Here is a 24,628-nt window from a genome sequence, read left to right as displayed (position 1 = left end):
GAACCGTGGGCTAGCAACTTTCGGCCTCAGCGCTTCTTGAGCACGATCCAGCCCGCCACGGGTTCCTCTCGGGTGTACAGGGGGGCCAGCTCCTCTCCGAGGAACGCGTTGAAATTGGCGCGGGTCGTTTCGGGCGGCGCGCACGGACTGTCCGCGCCGAGCAGCACCGTATCCGGGGAGTAGGCATGCAGGTCTTTGAGCATGCGCAAATAGTTCGCCTCGGTATAGCTGTCGTTGAAAATGTCCTGCCCCGCCATGGGGACGACGATGCCGGATTCCAGGATCAGCATCCACTGGTTCACGCCGGCGAAGACCACGGTGCCCTTCTGCGCGTAGGTCCGCAGGGCCGCCACCTTCTCGCGCATATCCCGCGCGCAGTCCGCGCCGACCCGTATGCCGGAGAATACATCCTCTCCGGTGGAGGTCCGGCCGGAGGCTATGCGCTCCGCCAGGGAGCGCCAGGCGCCCTTTGTCTGCGTCAGGCCTTCGTTGACCGAAGCCGGACCGAGAATGAAGATCAGCACCAGCGCCCCCAGGGGGATTGGCGCGCGCAAAAGCCTGCCCAGCCCCCCCCGGGCGGAATCGCCCTGCGGCATCCGCCAGGGGGCCAGATCCACGATGAGGAACGTCAAGAGGTACAGGTGGGTCCAGAGGTTCCAGTGGTGCGGACGGTTGAAGTAGTAGGCCAGCCACACCAGCAGCATGATGGAGATGGCGAACTTGAAGCGTAAGCGGTCGCTCAGCCCCTTTGCCAGCCATACGCCGGTCGAGCGGATGACGAGGTAGGCGGGGTAGGGCAGCACGGGCAGCAGCAGGATCTCGAAGTACAGGGGCAGCCCCGCGAACCCCGCGGAGAAATTGCCCAGGAAGGAGAAGAGCCGCTCGACGGTGGTGCCGGGCCAGTACCCCAGCCCGACGCGGAAGAGCAGCGCGAACGCGAGGAACGACACGAGGATGCCGCAAACCATAAGCAGAAGGAGCTCCAGCATTCTGCCGATGCGGCTGGCCTTTTCGCCAAGCACGGCATAGGCGAGAAGACCCAGGCTGACGCAGATTCCGGTCTCCAGATTATTCAGCAGGGCGAATCCCGCCGTGGCGCCGAAAGCCAAGGCCTGGGCGCGCCTGGGCAGGTTGCGCGCGGAGAGCAGCACGAAGGGGGCCAGGGCGAAACCGAAAAAGCGCAGACCGGAGGAGGTGGGCGCCAGCATGCTGGGGCTTGCCGTGCCGATCCACGGCAGCCAGAGCGTCATGCAGAACAGGGCCCAAACCGGCGCGTGCGGGGCCAGGCGTCTGTAGCCCGCCAGGCTCAGCAGCGTGAAGGCGATTTGCGCCCACTGGACCGTGCGGACGTAGTCGCCCATGTGCAGAGGAGTGAGCCAGTGCTGTATGGAGGCTGAAATCGTCGGCGCCACAAAGCCGTAAAAAATGCTCGTCCGCGAGAGGACGTCCGCCGATCCGCTCTCCAGCGTTGAGCCCAAGCCGAAGACGCCGTAATAGTGCAGCACGGCTTGGTCGAGATTCTCTCCGAACGAGTAATGCCCGTAGAATCCGGGCAGCAGCAGCAGCGCGGCGTAGGCCAGGAACGCGGCGACGGCGAGCGCTCTGGCTGTTCGGCTGTGCGCAAGCCGGGCGCTGAACAGCACAAAGACCAGGGACAGGGCGATGCCGAGCAGGAACTGATCCTTGCCGGGGCCCTGGTAGGCCGCAAGCGTAGGGGGGAGCAGGAGTGCCAGCGACCAGGTCGGCAGGTGCTTGCACCGGACAATCGCTCTGGAGAGACGGCGGGCCGCGTCCTCCAGGAAAATGCCAGACCAGCGGTGCAGAGGCAGCACAAGCAGCCCGGAGACGGCGACCAGCACCAGCATGAGCTTGTGCCCCATGCGCTGTGGACCGCTGTCGGACACGGAGTAATTCACGAGATGCGGCAGGGTCTCGGGCAGGTGGGTGGGAAGAAGAAACACAAGCAGTGAGGAAAGCGTCAGCACTAAGGCGGTGAGAAGCACCGACAAAGCGTTTATGCTGATCCGAGGTTTGTCGAAGAGTCTGTCCGCCACCATGTCCTCCGCAGTATGCACTCAAGACTACAAACTTGATGCATCTAGCAGGAAACGCAAACCAAGGCAAATTCTGGGCTGTCGAGGGTTGTTGCCGAAGCTTGCCAAGCGGTTCCTCACGCCTGCGGAGCGCTGCCTAGCACAATACGTGGAGATCCTCCAAACAACGCGGGGCCACCCGGTCCATACTCGGCAAAGCTTGCTGTGCGGGTTGCTTAATCCCGCCCTCTCCAGCCATGCCCCTCGCAGCAGCAGAATATCCCGCTGTGCCCCATGCAAGACCGAGGGCGCAACACATCAGGTGGCCAGAGTCCGGCCTGTTGTTTGTCCAGCTGGCCCGCTTCCCGCAGGGCCAATAATTACGTATTGCTTCGCACCCAACCCTGGACAACATGCCGCCAATGTCATACAGGCATGTCGCTTCAGGCAAAAGCTCGCCGCGAGACCACCGCCCACGGCGCATGGTCCCAGAAAGCTCGGCGGACCAACAGCTCTCCGGAGAAGAAACACGCTCCCCGCGCCGAGCCAAAACGGTTGATGGGGCACTTCGGTTGCTGATCTACCAGCTTAACCCAATATGGTTGTCGGCAGGGCGGCCACACCGGCCCCGATGCTCAGGAATACGCTATGATTACACCAGAAATTTTAACTGAATGTGACGCCGACTGGCTCGCGAAGGGCCGTGACGGGCTTCATCGTCCGATTGTGCTTACCTGTGGCCGTTTTGAGACCCTGCACATAGGGCACATTCAGCACCTCCGCGAAGCTCGCACCATGGGCGCAACGCTCGTTGTGGCACTTTCCCCTGATGCCGACGCCGCAAAATTTGAGCTGCCCATACCCGACAGCCTGCGTGCAAAAGCGCTGCAGCACATGGGGGGCATCAACCTCATCGTCCTCGGCCTCGATCTCGATCAGGCCATGGAACGCATTCGCCCGGACATATACGCCACCATGGGTGAGGACGACGGCGAGGGCGGAACCGAGGCCGAGGAAGCCGCCTGCCTGAAATATGGCGTAGAGTTCCGCCGCACTTCCGCCCCGGACTTCCTCTCCACCTTGGGCATCAACAAGTTCTTGTCCAACTTTGGGGATGAGGTGCTGGAATACCTGAAGCTCTTCAAGACACGCTTCACTTTGGCGCAGGTTGAGGCGGCCCTCGACGCCATGAGCCAGCTCAAGGTGGCGGTCATCGGCGACACCATCATCGACGAGTACTGCTACTGCAATACCCTCGGCGTCTCCTCAAAGGATCCCATCCTGGCGCTGCGCTACCGCAGCAAGGATACCTTTGCGGGGGGCATTGTCGCCGTGGCCAACCACGTGGCCAACTTCGCGGGCAAGGTCAGCCTGTTCAGCGTGCTTGGCGACCACGACAGCTACAGTGATTTCATTCAGGAAAAGCTCAATCCCGGCGTCTCGGCGCATTTTGCGACCCAGAGCAATGCCCCCACCGTGCGCAAGCGCCGCTACATCGAAGGGTATACGCAGAACAAGCTCTTCGAAATCTACTTCATGGAAGACGCTGGACTGTGTGAAGAACGCGACGAGCGCTTCCGCCAGGCCGTTGAGGAGGCCCTGCCCGAGCACGACCTCGTCATCGTGGCGGACTTTGGCCATGGCGCGGTGAGCCCGGCCATGCGCCGCTTACTGGAAGCCAAAGCGCCTTTTCTGGCGGTGAACGCCCAGGCCAATTCCGGCAATCGCGGCTTCCATACGGTCACCAAGTACGCCCGCGCCGACTACGTCAGCATCGCCGAGCACGAGATGCGCCTGGAAATGCGCGACACGCGCGCCAGCGTGCCGGCCATGATCGACAGCCTTGCGCCCAGGCTCTCCTGCAAGGACTTCGTGGTCACCCGCGGCAAGCGGGGCAGCACCATCCGCTGCGCCGACGGACGTCACATCACCGTGCCGGCCTTCGCCAAACGCATCGTCGACCGCATCGGCGCGGGAGACGCGTTCCTTTCCGTCACCTCGCTGGCGGCGTGCCTGGCCATGGAGCCGGAGCTCATCTGCTTCATCGGCAACATCGTCGGAGCCCTCGCCGTGGAGATTCTGGGCAACCAGAAATCCATCGACAAGACCAGCGTGAAACGCCACGCAGCCTCCCTGCTGGGGTAGCCCGTGCGGGCCATCTTGCTTGCGGCGGGACTGGGAACCCGGCTTGCGCCGCTTACCAACGTGCTGCCCAAATGCCTGATGCCGGTGAACGGCGTGCCGTTGCTGGCGTATTGGCTGCAAGCCATGGACGAGGCGGGCATTGCGGACGTTCTGGTGAACACGCATTACTTGCCGGACGTGGTGCGCGGCTGGCTTGAGACGACGCGCTGGGCCGGACGCGTGCGCATGGTCCACGAGGCCGAGCTGCTCGGAACCGGGGGCACGCTGCTGGCCAACCGCGGCTTCGTCGGCGACGGGCCGGTCATGCTGGTGCACGCCGACAATCTCTGCTCGGCGGACATGGGCGCCTTTGCGGCCGCCCACGCCAACCGCACCCCCGGCTGCGCCATGACCATGATGAGCTTCCGCACCGACAGCCCGAAGACCTGCGGCATCCTGGAACTCGACGGGCAGGGCGTCGTGCGCGCCTTCCACGAGAAAGTGGAAAACCCGCCGGGCGACTTGGCCAATGCGGCGGTGTACATAGTGGAGCCGGAGGTGGTGGAGTTCCTCGCCTGCTTGAGGCGCGGCGTGGTCGACTTCAGCACCGAGGTCATCCCGCACTACATGGGGCGCATCCAAACCTGGGAAAACACCGGCTACCACCGCGACATCGGCAACGTTGCGAGCCTGCTCGCCGCACAGGTGGAATACCCCGGCCCGCCCCCGGCCGCCGCGAATTTGGGAGAGGACGTGATGCGCGGTCTGCCGGAGGCCCTTGCAAAAGCCTCCAATCTTCCTCTTGTGCCGGTGGACCCGAAGGCGAGGGGCGACCTGCCGCTTCCGGCGGTGCTTTGCGCACGCACCCCCGGCGATATCGACGTCTCGCCCGGGCTCGCCCGGCATCTTGCGCAACATGGTGACGGATGCATCTTGTTTTTCCGCACGGTGCCGCCGGGGTTTTCCTCCGCATCCGTTCGGGCCCGGTACGGAACAATGAGCTTTGCGGCCAGCGTCGCCCGGCAGTGAAGGCGCCCGGGGCGGCAGCGTCTTCTCGACAGGGCCGACCGCCGACGACAGGCAATGCTCTGAACGACGGAACAAGAGAGGAACCAAGCCTATGCAGACACAAGAAATCCCCGCACCGGGCAGCCCCCCCCATCTCCCGCTCGACCACTACCTCGCCCTGGAATACGAGGTGCGGATGGTGCGCAGGGGCGACAGATATCTGGCCGGAATTCCTGAGCTGGGGCTGCACCTCTCCGGCTCGGACCCCACGCGGTTGCTGGAGGACCTGCAAAGCGCCCGGGTGAAGTGGATCCGCGAACTCTACGACCTGCAGCTTACGGGGTGGATCATCGCACCGGGCGGACGTCCTTTCGGCTATCAGGAAGGCGCGGCCGCCGGACGCAGATCGCTCCGCGAAGCCCTCACCCCTTTCGCCATCAAGGCCTTGGTCGTCTCCCTCATGCTGCTGTTGTCCGGGTTGTACCTCGGCAGCATGCTCTCCAACGCGGGCAAGAACGTGGGGCTAGTCCTCGCCAACGTAGGCGGCGACATGGAGCGCAACGTGCACAACATCGCCAAATGGCCCGACGAAAAGGTGGAAAAGACCAGGATCGAGATGCGCGGCATCGTGACGAAGCTGACGCCGGTCGCAGCGGAGTTCGCCCCCTTGTTCCAGTCGCTGGGCGGCGCCCGGGCCGACAACGCCACGGCCAACGCGACCTCGGATCAGGGGGCGGCCAAAAAGTAGGCGTCGGGGCAGTGCCGGCGGGGGCAAGCGCCAGCGGCAAGGCCTCCAAGACTGAAGTGCTGCCTGCGCCCAGCCGCGCCGCGGCCGGCTCGGGCCATCAACATAATCGGAGAACAGGCACATGGGCTTGCGTTCGGGATCTCTGCAACCATCAGGCGACGGCCGCCTTGGCGGCGCGTTGCTGACGGCGGCGGCGCTGTGCGCGCTCTCGCTCGCTTTGCATTTGCCCTTTGTGGGCGCCGGCCTGTTCGACTTCACCCACGAGGCCGTGCTGTTCAAGCCTGCCCTGGACCTTGTCGAAGGAAAGATGCTCTTCAAAGAGAGCTACTGTTCCTACGGCCCGATTTCTGTGCTGCTCATCGCGCTGGGCATCAGGCTCTTCGGCGGATACCTGCTGGTGGCGAAGGTCGCCGCGGCCATTGCCGCATCGCTGACCGTTTCCGTGCTCTTCCTCACCTGGGACCGCTTCATGGCGCGCTGGCTGGCGCTGGCGGCCGCCCTGGCGTTGTGCCTGCTGTCATGGCATTTCGTGCATCCGTACCTGGCCTGGGCCAGCACTTTTGCCCTCTTCTTCCAGGCGCTCAGCCTGTATGGCATGGTGCTTGGCCAGCAGAAGGACAAGGCTGCGCTCTTCGCCCTGGCCGGGGCCGCCGCGTGCTTGTGTTGCTTCTCCAAGCAGAACGTTGGCGCGTATCTTTCCGTGGCCGTGGTGGGCGCCATATTTTTGCTTCTGGTCGCCCGGCAAACGCCCCTGCGGCGTGCGCTGGCGTGGGCGGCCGCGTTTTGCGCCGGGTTCGCCGCAGTGCTGGCCTCGATACTGGGTTGGCTTGCCATCAACGACGCGCTGCAGAGCTGGTGGCTGCAAAACGTGGTTTTCGCGGCGGCCTGGGCGCGCAGCTTCGGCGGTGGGTTCAAGCTGTCCCAGATGGTCAGCAACCTGCTTGTGCTCAAGGACATCAACAGCGGTCCCTGCCAAATACCGGTCATCCTGCAAATGATGCCTCTGGGCGTGCTCGCCGGATTCCTCGTCTTCTCCTTCCGGTTTCTTCGCCGCAAGCCCACGCCCCCGCGGGACACGGCGCTGTGGATGATGCTCGTTGCCTGCCTCGCCTCCTGGGCGCAGTTTTATCCCGTTCCGGGAATCGGGCACGTGTATTGGAGCTGCGCCCCCATGTTCGGCGTTTGCTTCTGGCTCCTGTACCGCGCCATCCTTTGGTGCTGGGCATACCTTGGACTCACGCGCATCACCCACATGCCCAAGGTGGTGTTTGGTCTGGTCCTTGCGGCTCTGATTATTCCCCCCGCGGCCACGCGCTACGCGGAGGCGAAGCTGCGGCTCGAATCGTTTGTCTCGCCCGTGCGGCAGGGGCCCCTGGCCGGAATACGTTTTTCGTCCCAGGAAGAGGTGCAGCGGCTGGACCGCTTCAAGGAAGCCTTCGATCGCGAGATCAACTCCCAGGCTGGCCCCCACGATGTCGTCATGCTCGGAATAAACGAACCGCTTTACCTCACAATGGTGACGAACCACTACCTGTTCCACCCGCTCTACGGAGACTATCAGCTCTACAACGACACGATCTACGGCAGCCTCAACCAAGAGCTGCATGACCATATTACAACGTTCCATCCGGCAATCTTGACGGACACTTCGAAATGGGCAAAGTTCGGATCCCAATACCCCGGCTACGTTGTGGTGTTTTCCGATCCAAGCGGGCTGCTGCTGGTGAAGTGACGTGGCGCCGCAGGATGACCCCTGTCGGCTGTCGGGCTTCGCGTGCGGCGCGGACAGGGCTGAATGCGGCCCGTCCCCCACATTCCGGCATAGGCCAATTGGGGGCGCGGCAAGCGCGCGCGGACCAAGCCTGCCGCAACCCGTCGCACCTTGACAAGGCGGACAATGCAAAATATAATTCTTTGTTGGCAATTGCCATCCTACGCATCGTGCCGCAAAGGAAATTCGGTTGTCCTGAAAACGGGTTCTGGAGACCCTTTGTGGCGCTAGCCGACTACACTCTATCGCTGACGGGGTCTTTGTGATCGAACCTATTGAGTGGCTCAAATCGCTTGGCGATATCTGCTGCAAGACAAAATCCAAAGTATGCGGCGCCGCGGCGGACCTCCCCGCCGCATACGTGGCCATCGGCGACCTTTTCCGCGCCACGCGCGAACGGGGCGGCACGGTATGGTGGGTGGGCAACGGCGGCAGCTGCGCCATCTGCTCGCACCTTTCCCAGGACGTGATGAACAAGCTTTGCATGCGCTCGCAGGTGTTGAGCGATCCCTCGCTCATGACCTGCATGGCCAATGATTTCGGCTACGCCGAGATCTACGCCAGGCCGCTGGCGCGGCTTGCGCGCGCGGGAGACCTGCTCATCGCCATTTCCAGTTCGGGCAATTCGGCCAACATACTGGCCTGCGCCGATTTTGCTGTGGCGCAGGGGCTGCGTCTGGTCACCCTCTCCGCCTTTTCCGACACGAACCTGCTGTGGAACCACGCGGCGGACGTGTCGTTCTACCTGCCTTCAAGCCTTTACGGCATTGCGGAAGTCGGGCACGAGGCCCTTCTGCACGCCGCCATCGAATGTCAATTCCTCGCAGAAAAAGGATAAAACCAATCCATGAGCGAAAAAGTCGTCGTCATCGGCAGCAATTCCTTCTCCGGCGCGAGCTTTGCCGACTACTGCCTGGAGCAGGGGCTCGACGTCATCGGCATGAGCCGCTCCGAGGAGCCGCACGCCGCCTTCCTGCCCTACAAAAAGCGCCAGGGCGCGCCCTTCCGGTTCATGAAGCTGGACCTGAACCATGACCTTGACCGCATGATCGAGGTGATGCAGGCCGAAAAGCCCGACTACGTGGTGAATTTCGCCTCGCAGTCCATGGTGGCGGAGAGCTGGGCCAACCCCGAGCAATGGTTCCAGACCAACGCAGTGGCCACCGTGGCCCTGCACGACCGCCTGCGCAAGCTCGACTGCATGAAGAAGTACGTGCACATCTCCACGCCGGAGGTGTACGGCACCTGCGAAGGCCTGGTGCCCGAGAGCACGAACTACAACCCCAGCACGCCGTACGCCGTTTCCCGCGCCGCGGGCGACATGAGCCTGATGAGCTTCTACAAGGCCTACAAGTTCCCCGTGGTGTTCACCCGCGCGGCCAACGTCTTCGGCCCGGCGCAGCAGCTTTACCGCATCATTCCCCGCACCATCCTGTTCTTCCTTACCGGCCGCAAGCTGCAACTGCACGGCGGCGGGCACTCGGTGCGCTCGTTCATCCACATCCGCGACGTTTCCGACGGCACCCTCAAGATCGCCCGCAGCGCACCCGCGCCGGAAATCTACCACCTTTCCACCACGCGCAACATCTCCATCCGCGAACTGGTGGAGATGATCGCCGCGCGGGTGGGCGTGAAGTTCGAGGACCACGTGGAGATCGTGGGCGAGCGCCTGGGCAAGGACGCCGCCTATCTGCTCGACGCCTCGAAGGCCCGCAACACTCTGGGCTGGAACGACATGATCGGCCTGGAGGAAGGCATCGACGACACCATCGCCTGGGTCCGGGACAATCTGGACGCCCTCTCGGCCCTGAATCCGAACTACGTCCACAAACCTTAATTCCATCGCAAAGGGAGCACATCCATGCGCATTCTCGTCACCGGCGGCTGCGGCTACATCGGCAACGTCCTGGTCCCCAAGCTTCTTGGCCTCGGCCATGAGGTCATCGCGGTGGACATCATGTGGTTCGGCAACATGCTGGCCCCGACCAAAGGCCTCACCGTGGTCACCGGCGACGTCCGCAACGTCGACACCATTCCCATGGACGGCGTGGACGCCATCATCCACCTGGCCAACGTGGCCAACGACCCCTGCGGCGACCTGAACGCCAAGCTCGTGTGGGAAGTGAACGCCCTGGCCACCATGCAGCTGCTGGAGAAGGCCATAGCCTGCGGAGTGAAGAAGTTCATGCTCGCCAGCTCGGGCAGCGTGTACGGCCTGAAGGAAGAGGAGCAGGTCACCGAGGAGCTCTCCCTGGTGCCGCTTTCCGACTATAACAAGACCAAAATGATCAGCGAGCGTGTGCTGTTGAGCTACAAGGATCAGATCGAGATCTTCAGCATCCGCCCGGCCACGGTTTGTGGCTACTCGCCCCGCACCCGGCTCGACGTGGCCGTGAACATGCTGACCATGCAGGCCCTGGTGAAGGGCGAGATCACCGTTCTCGGCGGCGCGCAGACCCGGCCCAACGTCCACATCCAGGACATCACCGACATCTTCATCCACTTCCTGGGCAAGGGCCACGAGTCCACCGGCATCTACAACGCCGGGTTCGAGAACATCTCCATTCTCGACATCGCCAACATGGTGGTGGAGCGCGTTCCCGCCACCATCACCATCAAGCCTTCCAACGACCCGCGCTCCTACCGGCTCAACTCCGACAAGCTGCTCAAGACGGGCTTCACTCCCAAGCACGGCGTGGCCGACGGCATAAACGACATCATCAGCGCCTACCGCGCGGGCAAGCTGGTGGATGACGACATTCACTACAACATCCGCACCATGAAGAAGCTGGGCGATCTGGATGCAGTGCTTGGCGTCGGGGCTTCGGCCTAGGAGAGCGAAATGTCGCTTGACACCGCCCTCGCCCTCGACCTGTACCGGAGGATGCTGCTCATCCGCTTGACGGAAGAGCACATCGCCACCGCCTACGCCGAGCAGCAGATGCGCTGCCCCGTGCACCTGTGCATCGGGCAGGAGGCCATCGCCGCCGGGGCCTGCGCCGCGCTGGACCCCGGCGACGTGGTCATGAGCACGCACCGCTCGCACGGCCATTATCTGGCCAAGGGCGGCGACCTGTACGCCATGCTGGCCGAGATTTACGGCAAGGCGGACGGCTGCTGCCTGGGCAAGGGCGGGTCCATGCACCTCATCGACATGCAGGCCGGATTCCTCGGCGCCGTTCCCATCGTGGGCAGCACCATGCCCATCGCCACGGGCACGGCGTTCGCCTCGCATCTGCGGGGGGAGAAGCGTGTGAGCATGGTCTTTCTGGGTGAGGGCTCCACCGAGGAGGGCGTGTTCCACGAGAGCGTCCAGTTCGCGGCCCTGCACAAATTGCCCATAGTCTACGTTTGCGAGGACAACGGCTTCTCGGTGAACACCCCGCTTGACGAGCGCCGCGCCGCAGGCCTGCGCCTGGAGGATCTTGCTCGGGCCCATACGCTGCACGTCGATTCCGGCGACGGCAACGACGCCCTGGGCGTGCACGCCCTGTGCAAACGTGCCGTGGACCGGGCGCGGGCGGGGCAGGGGCCGTCCTTCCTGCTGTTGTCCACTTACCGCTGGCTGGAGCACTGCGGCCCGAACGACGACCATCACCTGTGCTGCCGCAGCGCTGCGGACTTCGAGCTGTGGAAGAAGCGCTGCCCCGTGGATGCGCTGACCAGGGTTCTGCTGGACGCTGACGTGCCGCAGCAGGAGCTGGACGCGCTGCGCGGCTCCATCGCCGCCGCCGTCGCCGACGCCCTGGCCCGGGCCAAGGCCGCCGCGCCCGCGGATCCGGCCGTTTCCACCATGCACCTGTACGCGGAGGCGGCACACTGATGGCGCGCACCCTTTCCTTCGGCAAAGCCATTTGGGAGGCCACGGACCAGTGCCTGGCCGCCGATCCTTCCGTCTACCTGATGGGGCTTGGCGTGCCCGACCCGGGCGGCATTTTCGGCACCACCACGGCCCTGCGCGAGAAGCACGGAGCCAACCGCGTGCTGGACATGCCCGTGGCTGAAAACGGCATGACCGGCATCGCCATCGGCTCGGCCATCATGGGCATGCGGCCGGTAATGACCCACCAGCGGGTGGACTTCGCCCTGCTGGCCATGGAGCAGCTGGTGAACCAGGCCGCCAAGTGGCACTACATGTTCGCCGGGCAGGCCCGCGTGCCGCTGGTGGTGCGTCTGGTCATCGGGCGGGGCTGGGGCCAGGGGCCGCAGCATTCGCAGAGCCTGCACTCCTGGTTCGCCCACATTCCGGGCCTCAAGGTGGTGGCGCCGTTTTCCCCGCGCGACGCCAAAGGGCTTTTGGCCGCCGCCATCCGTGACGACAACCCCGTGGTCTACCTGGAGCACCGCTGGCTGCACAACATCGCCGACGAAGTGCCGGAAGAGCTGTACGAAACGCCCATCGGCAAGGCGCGCATCGTTCGTCAGGGCGCGGATGTCACCTTGGCCGCCTTCTCGCACATGACCTACGAATGCCTGCGCGCGGCAGAGATGCTGGAGCAGCTGGGCGTGCAGGCGGAGGTTGTCGACCTGCGCAGCCTGCGCCCGTTGGATTCTGACACGCTATTGGCCTCCGTGCGCAAGACCGGCAGGCTGGTTGCGGCGGAGTCGGACTGGAGCCTGTGCGGCGTGGCCGGAGAACTGGTCGCCCTTGCGGCGGAGCGCGCCTTCGCGGACCTCAAGGCCGCGCCGGTCCGCGTCACGCTGCCGGACCACCCCCTGCCGACGGCACCCTCCCTGAGCAAGGACTATTACCCCACCGCGGGCGACATCGCCGCGGCGGCCCTTTCGCAACTGGGCAGAGCCGACGCCCCGCACGCGTTGCTCTACCCGGAAAGCCCCCGTCCGCACGATGTGCCCGACCTGAGCTTCAAGGGGCCGTTCTAGCGCCATGCACACCAACGACCAAACGACTCCCGCGGCCGGGGCGGTCTGCATCCTCGGCGTCAGCAGCGGCATCGGGGCCGCCATGGCCGCGCGGTTTCTCGACCGCGGCCGCACCGTGGTGGGCACCTACCGCGACAAGGCGCGTATGGACAAGGCCCTGTCCCCTCGGCCCGGGCTGCATCTCTTGCAGTGCGACCTCGGCAGCGGCGACGGCGTGGCCTGTCTTGCGGATTCCCTACGGGGCTTAGGCCTTGCCTGGGATACGCTGTTTTCCTCCGTGGGCACCATGCAGCCCATCGGCCCGTTCTTCGAGACGGACTTCGGCCAATGGGCGCATTCGCTGCAGGTGAACGCCGTGGAGCAGCTGCGCGCGCTCCACGCCCTTTACCCGCTGCGCTGCCAGGGGCGCGAGGTCTCGGCCGTGTTCCTGGCCGGCGCGGGAACCAACGGCCCGGCCAACAACTACTCGGCCTACTGCCTCTCCAAAATCATGCTCATCAAGATGTGCGAGCTGCTCGACGCCGAAACGCTGGATCTCAAGGCCGCCATCCTGGGGCCGGGCTGGGTGCGCACGGGCATCCACGCCGAAACGCTGGCCAGCGGGGCGCTTTCCGGGGAAAACCTGGAACGCACCCGGCGCTTTTTGGAAAGCGATGCGCCCGGCACGGACATGGACGATATTTTCGGCTGCCTGGAGTGGGTTCTCCGGCAGGACCGCGCCTGCGTCGGCGGCAGGAACTTCGCCGTGGTGAACGACCATTGGCATGGGGAGAGCGAGGCGGATCTTTTGGCCGCCCTCGCCGCGGACCGCGACATGTACAAACTGCGCCGCCACAAGAACGACACAGCCCTCTGGCTTCACGCCGGGGATCAATAAGGAGGGACGCATGCCGTCCGACAAGAAGCTTAGCGCCCGCGAGGCCTACCAGCAGGGCACCTGCTACCAGTTCGACACCGAGAGCCTGCCCCTGGGCCCCTGGACCTCCTACAGCATGATCAACGACCCCAAGCACATGTCTTTTGTGCTGGCGCGCTATAAGTTCTGCGCCAAAATGCTGGAAGGCCGCGGCAAAGTGGCCGAGGTGGGCTCCGGCGACGGCTTCGGCCTGCCCATTGTGGCCAGCGCCGTGGGCGAGGTGTGCTGCCTGGACTGGGACCAGCGCCTGCTCGACGGCATGAAGGGCCGCCTGCCCTTCCTCAAGAACGTGAGCTACCATTGCGTGGACCTGAACGAGAAGCCCGCCGACATGAAGGTCGAGGCCGTGTACATGATCGACGTCATCGAGCACATCGACCCCGAGGCGGAAGAGAACTTCATGCGCCATGTGGTGGAGTGCATCGAGCCCGACGGCGTCATCATCCTGGGCACTCCCAGCATCCACGCCGAGCAGTACCAGTCCGAGCGCAGCCGCGTGCAGCACATCAACCTGAAGAGCCAGAAGACCCTGCGCGAGCTTACCGCGCGCTACTTCAAGAACGTGTTCATGTTCGGCATGAACGACGAGGTGCTGCACACCGGCTACGCCCCCATGTGCCACTACATCTGGGCGGTCGGCGCGGGACGTCGCGTCTAACGCATCGGAGGTGGGCTTGCGCCAGAAGCTTTCGGACTACGTCGCCTGTTTCGTCAGGGATCTCGGCGTCGATCAGGTCTTTGGAGTCACGGGCGGCGCCGCCGCCCACTTCTTCGACTCCCTGGCGAAGATCGACGGGGTGAGCTACGTGTGCGCCATGCACGAGCAAGGCGCGGCCATGATGGCCGACGGCTACGCGCGCTCCAGCGGCAACATCGGCGTGGCCGTTGGCACCAGCGGCCCCGGGGCCACGAACATGCTCACCGGCGCGGGCTGCGCCTACTACGACTCCGTGCCGCTGCTGCTCATCACCGGCCAGGTTTCCACCTACCGGCTGCGCGGCGACAGCGGCGTGCGCCAGATGGGCTTCCAGGAAGCCGACACCGTGGACATCTTCCGCCCCATCACCAAGTCCGCCGTGCTGATAACGGACGCGAAACGCATCCGCCACGAGCTGGAGCGCGCCGTGTTCATCGCCAAGAGCGGCCGGCCCGGGCCCGTGCTGGTGGACATTCCGGACAATCTCCAGCGCGAGATCATAGATCCTGACGAATTGGAAGGCTTTGCCCCCGAAAGCGGGCAGGCTGCCCCCGAGCCGACGGCGGAGCACGTGGCGCATTGCCAAAGCCTGCTCACCGCGGCCGAGCGTCCGGTGCTCATCTTTGGCTGGGGTGTGCGCCTGGCCGGGGCGGAGCGCCAGGCCCTGGAGCTGGCGGAGCGTTTGGGCGCGCCCTTCGTGCTCACCTGGGCCGTGCTCGACATGGCGGCGCACAGCCATCCGCTGTACGCCGGCACCTTTGGCACCCACGGCTCGCGCAACGGCAACTTCACGGTGCAGAACGCCGACCTGGTGCTGAGCATCGGCTGCCGCATGGACACGCACCACACCGCCCACCCGGTGAGCGCCTTCGCCCGCAGGGCCAAGCGCGTGTTCGTGGACATCGACAAGGCCGAGTTGGACCGCTTCGCCGGCATTGGCCTTGCGGTGGACCTTGCCGTGCATTCCGATGCCGGGACGTTCGTGGCGGCCATGCTCCGCCAGCCGACGCCGCCCGCCCAGGCCTACGCGCCGTGGGTAAAGCGCATCGGCGCCTGGCGCGAAGCCTACGGCCTGGATACCCTGTCCCCGGAGCCGGCTGGATCGGTGGACCCCTACTATTTCTTCAAAACCCTTTCGCGCTTGAGTCCGCAGGGAACCCACACCTACGTGGACACCGGCTGCGCCCTGGCCTGGACCATGCAGGCATTTGACCGCCAGCCCGGACAGCGGCTCTTCAGCGCCTTCAACTTCACCCCCATGGGCTATGCCCTGCCCGCGGCCATCGGGGCCTGCTTCGCCCTTGGGCGCGCGCAAGTGCTTTCCATCAGCGGCGACGGGGGCCTGCAGATGAACATTCAGGAGCTTGCCACGGCCAAGCGCCACGGCTTGCCCGTAAAAATCATCCTGGTGAACAACGCCGGCTATTCGATGATCCGCCAGACCCAGGACCAGTGGCTCGACAGCCGCTACGAGGGCTCCAGCGTGGAAGGCGGGCTGCCGGACGTGGACTTCGAGGCCGTGGCCGCGGCCTACGGCTTTGAGACCGTGACCGTGGAGAACAACGGCCAGGCGCGCCAAGCCATCGAAAAGCTGCTGGCCTGTCCTGGTCCCATGCTCTGCAATGTGCGCATCCACCGCGACTGCCGTGTGGCGCCGCAGGTGAAGTTCGGCCGTCCCATGGAGGACGCCGAGCCGCTCATGCCGCGCGAGGAATTCCTCGCGCAGATGATCGTCGAGCCGCTTCCCGTCTCGAGGACCATGGAGGAGTAGGTGGTGCTGATGGAGCGCAGTGTGTTGAGGAATCTGCCGCGATGAACGTCCTCGTCATCGGCACGGCCATGTTTGCTTTGGGGTTTTGCCTGCATACTTTGCTGGCGCGGCTTTCCACGGCTTGGCGCAGACCCGGACGCCTGCTTCTGGCCTTCCTGCTGGCCTACCTCGCTGCAGGGGCGCTTTTGGCGGCCTTGCCGCAACTGCCGACGGCCGCTCTGGGCCTGGAGCAGCTGACCCTCTGGCGGGGGGCGCATTTGGCGCTCTACGCCAGCACGCTGCTGGCCTTCTACTTCCTGTTCTACATGGGCGTCATCGACGACAGCCCGACCCTCACGGTGATCCGCAAGGTTTGGCGCAGCGGCGATGCCGGCCTGGACGAGGGCGATCTCGCCTCGTTCTTCACCGACGAGCGCTTTTTGCTGCCGCGGCTGGAGTACATGCTGCAGAAGAACATGATCCGTCTTGAGGGAGGCCGCTACGTGCTGGCCGAGGGCGGCAGGCGCTGGCTGGCCTGGCTGGGGCCCATCCAAAACTTCACTGGGCTGGGGAGACCGGGATGACCGGCGCCCTGGGACTCGATTTCGTCCGGCTGGCGCTGCCTGTGGCCGCGTTCCTGGTGTACGTGGTGTTGCAGCTGCTGTGCCTGCACTTCGGCTTGGCCTATGTGCGTTCCATCGCCCTGGGGTTTTTGGCTGGGCTGGCTGCCCTGCTTGCGGGCGAGGCGCTCATCCTTGCCCCGACCGCGGACGGCATGGCCCTGGTGCTTGTGAACCTCGCGATATACGGGCTTGCCGCCTACTGCTTCTGCATCTTTATGACCCTGAACGTCTCGGCGCTGCGCATCCGCATTCTTGTGGAGCTGCGCCAAAACCCGAAGGGCATGAGCGAGCAGGAGATGCTCGGGCGCTACAACGCCGAATCCATCCGCAAGGCGCGCATCGAGAGGCTGCTGGGAAGCGGTCAGATCGTGCGTCGGGAGGGACGCCTTTTCCTGGCGCGGCGGCAGCTACTGCCCCTGGTCCTTCTTATCGATGGACTGCGGTTGTTGCTCTTTGGCCGTCGCGACCTCTAGACCGGTCCCGCAAGCTCTAAAGCAGAGATTTGGGAGCTTCCTCCACAAGTTTTTTCCGCGCTTCCACCAACATAGCTTCATCCAGGCCTTCCACGTGCAGTCCAAGGCGACGGCGCGTGAACTTGCGGTGTTCCTCCAACCGCTCCGGCGTGGAGTGGTACATGCGAGCCACGCGTGCGACGCGTTCCGGTGTGGAGAAGTTGATACGGTCCCATTCGTAGGCGCGCAAAATGGCGAGCTCAAGCGGAGTGAAATCCTCGGTGGTGATGAAGCCGTAGGCGTAGCCGAAGAAGTTGGGATCGAAGAAGCTGAAGTCCTTTGGCAGGTAGCCCTTTTCTTTGCAGATCCGGTACAGGTCGGTACGCGGCAGCGGCGTGGCTATGTGGAAGTGGCTGAGGTCGAAGTCGCAGGACTCTGCGAAAGCGAAGCTTTGGCGCAGGTCGTCCCACGTTTCGCCGGGCAGGCCGATGACGAAGTTCGCGCCGCAGCTGATGCCGAGCTCACGGCATTTCTTCACGATTCCAGGAACGATATCGAGCTTCAGCGGCTTGTGGATGATTTCCGAAAGCACGCGCTGGCTGCCGGACTCGACCGAGATGGTGATCTGGTCGCAGCCGGTGTCCTTCATGATTTGGAGCAGTTCGTCGTCAAGGTGCCACGCGGCGACAGAAGCAGCCTTCCAGCGGAGATTCCAGCCACGGTCCTTCATCGTTTGCACCAGCTCGATGAGCCGCGAGCGCTTCAGGAGCAGCGCGTCATCCAGGAATACGATTTCACCGACGTTGTGCTCCCGCACAAGAAATTCAATTTCCTCCAACACATGATCAAGTGGGCGGAACACCGTGCGACGACCGCTGATGGTGCGCGAGGCACAGAACAGGCAGTTGCTCGGGCAACCATATGAGGAGATGACGAAGGCGGCGGGCCGCTCGGAGTTCATCTGGTAGGCGAGACTGTTTTGGGCAAGATAGGGTTTGAGGTTGACCAACGAGTAGTCGGGCTTGACCATCTCCTTGACTTCCCCGATGTGCTTATCCGTCGGGTGCTCCTCGACGAAGCCCAGCTCGTTGCGGAAGGCCAGCCCAGGGAACTTCCGCAGGGCCTCGACGTCTTTGGCCAGGGCCAAGCGGAGGAAGGGCTCGACACGCTCCTCGGCGTGGTTGAGGAAGATCCAGTCAATGTTGGTGTCTTTGCCGGCCTCCTCGGGCATCACGGTGGGATAGATGCCGCCCATGACGATGACGGCCTCGGGACAGGCCTTGCGCGCCACTGCCGCAGCCTCGTGCGCCTGGCGGTAATACTCGACGGAGCCCGCAGTGATGAGCACAGCCTCCGGGGCAAGGTCACCCAGGTGGGCTTCGAGTTCCGCCTGGGTGTAGTTTTCACCGTTGGCGTCCAGAACCCGGAAATCGAAAGCTTCCTTGAGCAAGGCAGTGAGCAGGAGCGCCGCATAGGGCAGGCAGAGCCATTCCCGTTTACCGAACCACCGGCTGTTAGGTATGACAAGGACCACTTTTGCTTTGCTTGAAGTGCTCACAGCTTGACCTCGCTTGGTGCTTTAGGAACGTGATGCAGGAGACTGCCTAACTTGGCAGTTACACACTGAGAAAACACGAACTTGCCTTATGGGTCCACTTAGGTTAAGCATCTGCGTTCGTCAAGCTATATTCATCTATTTCATGGCTTGCGCGCCGCAGAGGCAATGCAAACCAGCGGTTTCGGCACCACGCGCAACACCACGCCCAAATACACTATTGGGCCAATATCAAGGCGAGAAATCCAAGAATGTCCGAACAACCGACCCCAATGGTGACGGCTGCCATAATGGCGTTGAACGAGCAGAAGAACCTGAGGGCGACCGTGGACAATCTGCTCCTGGCCGCGTCGAACACCAGCATTGTCCTTGAAATCATCATCGTAAACGACGGCAGCACGGACGGAACCGGGGATTTGGCCGAAAGTCTGGCCAAAAGCCACGGCAACATCCGCGTCATCCACCACCCCGTGAACCAAGGGCTCGGCGTCAACGTGAAGGACGCCCTGGCCATGGCCAGCGCGCCGAAGTTCATCATCGTCCCCGGCGACAACGACATGTCGGCAGCTCTTCTTGAACAGCTATTCTCGTACCACGACAAGGCGGACGTCATCATGTCCTATTTCCTGAACCGCGAGGTTCGGGGGCGCATTCGCAATATCATCTCCGCGGTGTTCAACCTCATCTACATGAGCACCTTCAACGTCTTCGTCCAATACATAAACGGGCCATGCATCTACCCTACGGCGCGGCTCAAAAAGCTCATTTTGCATGCCAACCGTTTCAGCATCGTGGTGGAAATGACCATCAAGATGCTGTGCTCCGGCTGCACCTACCACGAAGTCTACGGCTACATGGGCACGGGGCTGCAAGGGAGCACCTCGCTTTCCTGGCGCAACCTGCGCGAGGTCGTGGCAATGTACCTGCGGCTGTGCTGGGAAGTGAAGGTAAGCAAGAAATCCGACTTCGCCATGAGCCCGAAGCGACTTATGCTGTAGCACGCCGACATGTAACGTAAATTTTTGCGAGGAGAACCATGGGACAGGAAATCGATCTTCTTGAGCGTTACCCCAAATCCAAGCGCCCCATCGATGAGCGCGGCAAACTCATCACCGAGGAGCACCGCGCCGTGGCCCGCCGCTTCGGCGTGGAATACTACGACGGCGAACGGCTGACCGGCTACGGCGGATACAACTACCATCCGCGCTTCTGGACCGACACCGTGCGCTTCATGCGCGACCACTACGGCCTGGCCGAAGACGCCAGCCTGCTGGACGTGGGGTGCGCCAAGGGCTTCATGCTGCACGACTTCAAGCTGCTCATGCCTGACCTCAAGATCGCCGGGGTGGACATTTCGCCCTACGGCATCGAGCACGCCATCGAGGACATGAAGCCCTACCTCCAGGTGGCCAACGCGACCGACCTGCCCTTCGAGGACAACTCCTTCGATCTCGTCATCTGCATCAACACCGTCCACAACCTTCCCCTGGACCTTTGCAAAAAGGCCCTCCGGGAGATTCAGCGCGTGAGCCGCAAGAACGCCTTCGTCACCATGGACGCCTGGCGCAACGAGGCCGAGCGCGAGCGGTTGATGAAGTGGAACCTCACCGCGCTGACCTACATGCACGTGGAGGACTGGAAAGCCCTCTTCGACGAGGTGGGCTACACCGGCGACTACTTCTGGTTCATCGCCGAATCCGCCGACGACAAACCTGCGGAAGGCTCAAAATGACCGCCCCTCGCACGACCCTTGCCGCCATCCTGGTGGAGCAGAACGCCCCCCTGGTGGTGGACGAGATACGCCTGCCGGAGACCCTGGAATGCGGCCAAGTGCTGGTGCGCATTGTGTACAGCGGCATTTGCGGCTCCCAGCTGGGCGAGATCGCCGGGGTGAAAGGTCCGGACAAGTATCTGCCCCACCTGCTGGGGCACGAAGGCTCGGGCGAAGTGCTTGAAATCGGCCCGGGCGTGCGCCACGTGCGCCCCGGCGACAAGGTGGTGCTGCACTGGCGCAAGGGCCGCGGCATCGAGGCCGCCGCTCCGGTGTATAGCTGGCGCGGGCAGAAGCTCAACGCCGGCTGGGTCACCACCTTCAACGCCCATGCAGTCATCTCGGAAAACCGCCTCACCCCGCTGCCCCAGGGCTTCGACATGGAGCTCGCGCCCTTGCTGGGCTGCGCGGTGACCACCGGCTTCGGGGCCATGGTGAACACCGCCGCGCTCAAGATCGGCGAAAGCGTCGTGGTCATCGGTTCCGGGGGCGTGGGGCTCAACGTCGTTCAGGCCGCGGCCATGACCTCCGCCCATCCCATCGTCGCCATCGACATCCATGACAACCGCCTGGAGCTTGCCCGCGAGCTCGGCGCCACCCACGCCATCAACTCCCGCGGGCTGGACGCGCAGGCGCTTTCCGCAGCGGTCAAGGCCATCGTGGGCGCTTCCGGGGCGGATGTCGTGGCGGACAACACCGGCAACACCGGGCTCATCGCCATGGCCTACGGCCTTACCCAGCCTCAGGGCCGCACCATTCTTGTGGGCGTGCCCCGCGCTGCGGAGGACATCACCATCCACTCGCTGCCGCTGCACTTCGGCAAGGTGCTTACCGGCACCCACGGCGGCGACGGCGACCCCAGCATCGACATTCCCCGCTACGCTCGCCTGGAGCAGGCCGGTCGGCTGCGGCTGTCGCCGCTGGTTACGGAGCGCTACTCCCTTGCGGACATCAACACCGCAATCGAGCGCATGCGCAACGGCCAGTCCGCCGGCCGCTGCATCATCGCCATGCCCTGAGCGGAGCGGCTGCCATGTCTGAAGATACAGCCACCGCTGCCCCCCAGGGCAGCGGCCGCCTTGCGGGGATGCTGAAGAACGCCTCGGCCTCGTTCTTGGGGAACATGCTAAGCATTCCCCTGCAGTTCCTTGGGTTCATCATCGCCGCCCGCAGCCTGGGACCGAGCGTTTTCGGCCAGTACTCCTTCGCCCAGGAGCTGACGCTCTTTGTCGTCTACGCGGCCGACGCGGGCCTCAACGTCATCATCACCCGGGAAATCGCCCTCCACCGGGATCAGGCCGGAGGCATCCACGCAACGGCCCTGCGGCTCAAGATCGGCTTGAGCGCAGCCTGCTACGCGGCGATTTTGGGCGTCGGGTTCGTGCTGAGCGGCGGCGGCCAGACCTTCGCCGCCGTGGCGATCCTGGGCCTGGCGAACATCCTGCTCTCCTACATACTTATGGCGAACGGCGTGTTTCGCGGCTGCGAGCGCATGGCATGGGAGGGCGTGACGGGCCTGCTGCAGCCGGTGTGTTTTTGCCTGTTCACGGGCTTTGTCGCCTATTCCGGCCTGGTGCCCACCAGCTTGCTGCCCATGGCCTTGGCGCGTTTAGCAAGCTTTCTGCCGGTGGTTGCCTTGGCGCTGTTCGTCTCCTTCCGGCTCGCGCCGCCGCGAATCTCCGCCGCCCCCCAAACCGGCAGGGAGTATCTCCGCCAGGGCCTCCCCATCGCTCTGGTGATGTTTGCGTTCGACGCCCTGCTGCGCATCAGCGTGCTGTTTTTGCAGGCCCGCGCCACCCCCGTGGATTTGAGCATGTTCACTGTGGCCTCGCGCATCGCCTACAGCCTGTGGCTCATCCCCTACATTTTCGCCGGGGCCTGGCTTCCTGTCATGGCCCGTTGCGCGGCCCAGGGCCACGACGAAGAATACCGCACGCACGTCATGCGTCTCACCCGCCTGTTGGGCATCGCCGCCGCGCCCATCGCCACGGTTCTCTTCCTGGCCGCGGAGCCGGTCATCCTGCTGCTCTTCGGCCCGGACTACAGGCCCGCGTCCCAGGTGCTGCGTATTCTGGCCCTGGTGGTGCCCTTCCTGTTCCTGTACTACGGCATGAAGACCAGCATGGAGGCCAGAAACCGCCAGCGGCTGCTTTACAGCATCGTTACGCTGAGCCTTGCGACCGCGCTTGCGGCCAACGCTTGGTTTGTTGGAGGCGGCTTGGGGGCGGTGGGAGCTGCCTGGGCCTATTTGTGCGGCTTGGGAGCAAGCACGGTTCTCGGGTACTCCTTCATCGCGGAGGAGCTCAACTGGGGACGGCTCGCTGTGTCCTTCCTTCGCATCGGTTGCGGCGCGGCCGCGGCTGGCGTCACCCTCCACTTTATCCTCCCAACCTCGTTTATCCTCGGTCTCGTCGCCTGCGGCGTGGTGTATCTTGCCACTCTGCTCCTGTTGGGAGAGCTTAGACCCGATGAGCTGCACATGTAGGCGGGCCGAGGTTCCGTTGCGGGTTGCACCCGGATGTGCTTTTGCCTAAAATTCCGCTCCGACAGGACGACGGCCGCACGACACGTGCAAATATCCCTCATGAGACCGTCATTTTCGATTCTTCGGCTCCGGCAAGATGGGTATGTTCGCCCCCCTCATGTAGAGTTCCGTGTTCTAAAGCCCGCAAGTAGAGGGAACTCTGGGTTGAAATTTTAGGGGTAGCCTGGAGGGCAGCGGGGACCCCCTGCGCTCCAGGCGGCGAACTCTGTCGGCGGCGTGTTCCTAAGAAATTCGTGAGACCCCGATACGCAGTAAGGCCTGACCGGAGTCTACTCCGGTCAGGCCTTACTGCGTATCGGAACAGGCGGCACCGGCCGCGGTGCTATCCGGCGATGGCCTTGCCCAGGCTGAAGGCCTTGCCCAGCAGCTCGCCCAGGCCATAGTACTGGCTGGCTCCGGGGGCATAGATGATGGGCCGCAGCTTGGCCGGGTCTATGTGCCCTTCCGGCGCGAGGATGGACTCGTCGGCCTTCACGTCCAGAATCTCGCCGATGAACTGGGTGTGCGCGCCCAGGTCCACGGTCTGAAGCAACTTGCACTCCAGAATCAGCGGAAACTCCTGCACGTAGGGCGCATCGACCAGCTCGCTTTTGACGGGAGTGAAGCCCGTGGCCGCGAACTTGTCGGCCTTGGCGCCGGAGACCATGCCCACATAGTCCGCCTCCTGCACATGCATCTGCGAGGGGATGCTCACGGTGAAGGCCTTGCGCTGCATCACCGCCGCGTAGGTGTGGCGCTCCTTGCGCAGCGAGACGGTCACGCAGGGCGGTTTGGAGCAGCAGATGCCGCCCCAGGCGATGGTCATCATGTTGGCCTTGCCCGCCTCGTCGTAGGAACCGATGACCCACACGGGCGTGGGCTGGGCCAGGGTGTTTGCGCCAAGTGATTTTTTCATGTCGTTCTCCTTCCGGTTGGGGGGACACATGCTCCGCCCCTTCTTTCTACCAAAAGTTTTTGAAGTGAGGAGGGGGGGCGGGGGGAGGGGCGAAACTTTTTGAAAAAAGTTTCGCCCCTCCCCCCGATTTATACAGCCCGCGCCGCTCAGCGCCTTACACGATCAGCCCGTCCTCCATCCGCACCATGCGGTCGGAAAGCTTGGCGTATTCCTCGTTGTGCGTGACCATGACCACGGACAGCCCGTCGCGGTGAATCTGCCCCAAAAGCTCCATCACTGTCGAGCCCGTGGCGGAGTCCAGACTGCCGGTGGGTTCATCGGCAAAGAGAATGCGCGCCTCCTTGACCAACGCGCGGGCAATGGCCACGCGCTGCTGCTCCCCGCCGGAGAGCTGGCCCGGCAGACGATGCGCCTTGTCCGCCAGCCCCACGCGCTCCAGGCACTCCAAGCCGCGCGCCTTCTGGGCGCGGGTCACGGGCTTGAGCCCGCGCATGAAGGGCAAAAGCGTATTTTCCAGGGCGGTCAGGTAGGGCAGCAGATAATGGAACTGAAAGATGACGGCGAAATCGCCGTGGCGCAAGGCATTGATCTCGGCCTCGCCAGCCGCGGCCAAGTCGTTGCCGTTGTAAAACAGCTGTCCGCTGTCCGGCTTGAGCAGCGTGGAGAGGATGCTTAAAAGCGTGCTCTTGCCCGAACCGCTGCGGCCCACGATGGACACGAACTCGCCCGCGCCGACGCGCAGGGACACGCCCTTGAGCGCCTGCGCGGCCAGACCGTCCTGGGTGAAGGACTTGCCGACGTTGACGGCCTCAAGCGCAAACGTTTCAGACTTGGTGCCCGGCATGGAGTCTTGCAT

22 protein-coding genes are annotated in these 24,628 nt (G+C 63.9%); 18 read left to right on the top strand and 4 right to left on the bottom strand.

From position 1 onward, the window contains the following. Positions 1-26: 26 nt before the first annotated feature. A complete protein-coding gene (locus ACYQ4W_RS13995) occupies positions 27-2,057 on the bottom strand; it encodes a hypothetical protein (protein ID WP_459857814.1) in 2,031 nt (676 codons plus the stop codon). 624 nt (positions 2,058-2,681) lie between these two features. Here ACYQ4W_RS13995 and ACYQ4W_RS13990 point away from each other — a divergent pair. From ACYQ4W_RS13990 to ACYQ4W_RS13925, 14 genes are all read left to right on the top strand, one after another. Then, positions 2,682-4,178, top strand: coding sequence for a PfkB family carbohydrate kinase (locus tag ACYQ4W_RS13990; protein WP_459857810.1), 1,497 nt, complete (start codon positions 2,682-2,684; stop codon positions 4,176-4,178). A gap of 3 nt (positions 4,179-4,181) precedes the next feature. Further along, a complete protein-coding gene (locus ACYQ4W_RS13985) occupies positions 4,182-5,186 on the top strand; it encodes a nucleotidyltransferase family protein (RefSeq protein ID WP_459857808.1) in 1,005 nt (334 codons plus the stop codon). Positions 5,187-5,277: 91 nt separating this feature from the next. Then, on the top strand, positions 5,278-5,913 hold the full coding sequence (locus ACYQ4W_RS13980) for a hypothetical protein (RefSeq protein WP_459857805.1): 636 nt from the start codon (positions 5,278-5,280) through the stop codon (positions 5,911-5,913). Positions 5,914-6,034: 121 nt separating this feature from the next. Then, positions 6,035-7,645, top strand: a complete 1,611-nt coding sequence (locus ACYQ4W_RS13975; protein WP_459857802.1) for a hypothetical protein — start codon at positions 6,035-6,037, stop codon at positions 7,643-7,645. 301 nt (positions 7,646-7,946) lie between these two features. Further along, a complete protein-coding gene (locus ACYQ4W_RS13970; RefSeq protein ID WP_459857799.1) occupies positions 7,947-8,522 on the top strand; it encodes an SIS domain-containing protein in 576 nt (191 codons plus the stop codon). A gap of 9 nt (positions 8,523-8,531) precedes the next feature. Next, positions 8,532-9,521 (top strand): NAD-dependent epimerase/dehydratase family protein, encoded by a 990-nt coding sequence (locus ACYQ4W_RS13965; RefSeq protein WP_459857796.1) that lies wholly within the window; start codon positions 8,532-8,534, stop codon positions 9,519-9,521. A gap of 24 nt (positions 9,522-9,545) precedes the next feature. Then, positions 9,546-10,517: an NAD-dependent epimerase/dehydratase family protein gene (locus ACYQ4W_RS13960; RefSeq protein ID WP_459857793.1), complete on the top strand. Its 972-nt coding sequence runs from the start codon at positions 9,546-9,548 to the stop codon at positions 10,515-10,517. 9 nt (positions 10,518-10,526) lie between these two features. Continuing rightward, positions 10,527-11,507: a thiamine pyrophosphate-dependent dehydrogenase E1 component subunit alpha gene (locus ACYQ4W_RS13955; protein WP_459857791.1), complete on the top strand. Its 981-nt coding sequence runs from the start codon at positions 10,527-10,529 to the stop codon at positions 11,505-11,507. Then, the gene (locus ACYQ4W_RS13950; RefSeq protein WP_459857788.1) at positions 11,507-12,568 is read left to right on the top strand and encodes an alpha-ketoacid dehydrogenase subunit beta; all 1,062 of its coding nucleotides are present in this window, start codon (positions 11,507-11,509) and stop codon (positions 12,566-12,568) included. Before ACYQ4W_RS13955 ends, ACYQ4W_RS13950 begins: the two co-directional genes overlap by 1 nt. Positions 12,569-12,572: 4 nt before the next feature. Further along, positions 12,573-13,445: an SDR family NAD(P)-dependent oxidoreductase gene (locus ACYQ4W_RS13945; protein ID WP_459857786.1), complete on the top strand. Its 873-nt coding sequence runs from the start codon at positions 12,573-12,575 to the stop codon at positions 13,443-13,445. A gap of 10 nt (positions 13,446-13,455) precedes the next feature. Further along, entirely contained in the window at positions 13,456-14,142 is a 687-nt protein-coding gene (locus ACYQ4W_RS13940) for a class I SAM-dependent methyltransferase (RefSeq protein ID WP_459857784.1), read from the top strand. Between the two features lie 16 nt (positions 14,143-14,158). Then, complete coding sequence (locus tag ACYQ4W_RS13935; protein WP_459857782.1) at positions 14,159-15,952, top strand: thiamine pyrophosphate-binding protein; 1,794 nt, start codon at positions 14,159-14,161, stop codon at positions 15,950-15,952. A gap of 41 nt (positions 15,953-15,993) precedes the next feature. Continuing rightward, positions 15,994-16,515 (top strand): hypothetical protein, encoded by a 522-nt coding sequence (locus tag ACYQ4W_RS13930; protein ID WP_459857780.1) that lies wholly within the window; start codon positions 15,994-15,996, stop codon positions 16,513-16,515. Next, positions 16,512-17,027 carry a hypothetical protein gene (locus ACYQ4W_RS13925; RefSeq protein ID WP_459857778.1) on the top strand — a complete coding sequence of 172 codons (516 nt, stop codon included), beginning with the start codon at positions 16,512-16,514 and terminating at the stop codon, positions 17,025-17,027. Before ACYQ4W_RS13930 ends, ACYQ4W_RS13925 begins: the two co-directional genes overlap by 4 nt. Positions 17,028-17,043: 16 nt before the next feature. Here the strand turns inward: ACYQ4W_RS13925 and ACYQ4W_RS13920 are convergent, their stop codons facing one another. Then, the gene (locus ACYQ4W_RS13920; protein WP_459857776.1) at positions 17,044-18,564 is read right to left on the bottom strand and encodes a B12-binding domain-containing radical SAM protein; all 1,521 of its coding nucleotides are present in this window, start codon (positions 18,562-18,564) and stop codon (positions 17,044-17,046) included. Positions 18,565-18,812: 248 nt separating this feature from the next. On the opposite strand from ACYQ4W_RS13920, the gene ACYQ4W_RS13915 reads away from it, so the two are divergent. Genes ACYQ4W_RS13915 through ACYQ4W_RS13900 form a run of 4 tightly spaced genes read left to right on the top strand, consistent with a single transcriptional unit; the run spans position 18,813 to position 22,817 of the window. Beyond that, positions 18,813-19,559 (top strand): glycosyltransferase family 2 protein, encoded by a 747-nt coding sequence (locus ACYQ4W_RS13915; protein ID WP_459857774.1) that lies wholly within the window; start codon positions 18,813-18,815, stop codon positions 19,557-19,559. Positions 19,560-19,597: 38 nt separating this feature from the next. Continuing rightward, positions 19,598-20,293: a class I SAM-dependent methyltransferase gene (locus tag ACYQ4W_RS13910; RefSeq protein ID WP_459857772.1), complete on the top strand. Its 696-nt coding sequence runs from the start codon at positions 19,598-19,600 to the stop codon at positions 20,291-20,293. Next, positions 20,290-21,351, top strand: a complete 1,062-nt coding sequence (locus tag ACYQ4W_RS13905) for a zinc-binding dehydrogenase (RefSeq protein ID WP_459857770.1) — start codon at positions 20,290-20,292, stop codon at positions 21,349-21,351. Before ACYQ4W_RS13910 ends, ACYQ4W_RS13905 begins: the two co-directional genes overlap by 4 nt. Before the next feature lie 14 nt (positions 21,352-21,365). Continuing rightward, positions 21,366-22,817 carry a flippase gene (locus ACYQ4W_RS13900; RefSeq protein WP_459857768.1) on the top strand — a complete coding sequence of 484 codons (1,452 nt, stop codon included), beginning with the start codon at positions 21,366-21,368 and terminating at the stop codon, positions 22,815-22,817. 382 nt (positions 22,818-23,199) lie between these two features. On the opposite strand, the gene ACYQ4W_RS13895 is transcribed toward ACYQ4W_RS13900, so the two are convergent. Continuing rightward, a complete protein-coding gene (locus tag ACYQ4W_RS13895; protein WP_459857766.1) occupies positions 23,200-23,772 on the bottom strand; it encodes a flavin reductase family protein in 573 nt (190 codons plus the stop codon). A 154-nt stretch (positions 23,773-23,926) separates the two neighbouring features. Beyond that, positions 23,927-24,628, bottom strand: a complete 702-nt coding sequence (locus ACYQ4W_RS13890; RefSeq protein ID WP_459857764.1) for an ABC transporter ATP-binding protein — start codon at positions 24,626-24,628, stop codon at positions 23,927-23,929.

The sequence above is a fragment of the Humidesulfovibrio idahonensis genome (assembly GCF_054657715.1).
The sequence above is the reverse complement of the archived record's forward strand: the minus strand, read 5'-3'. Positions and strand labels throughout refer to the sequence as shown.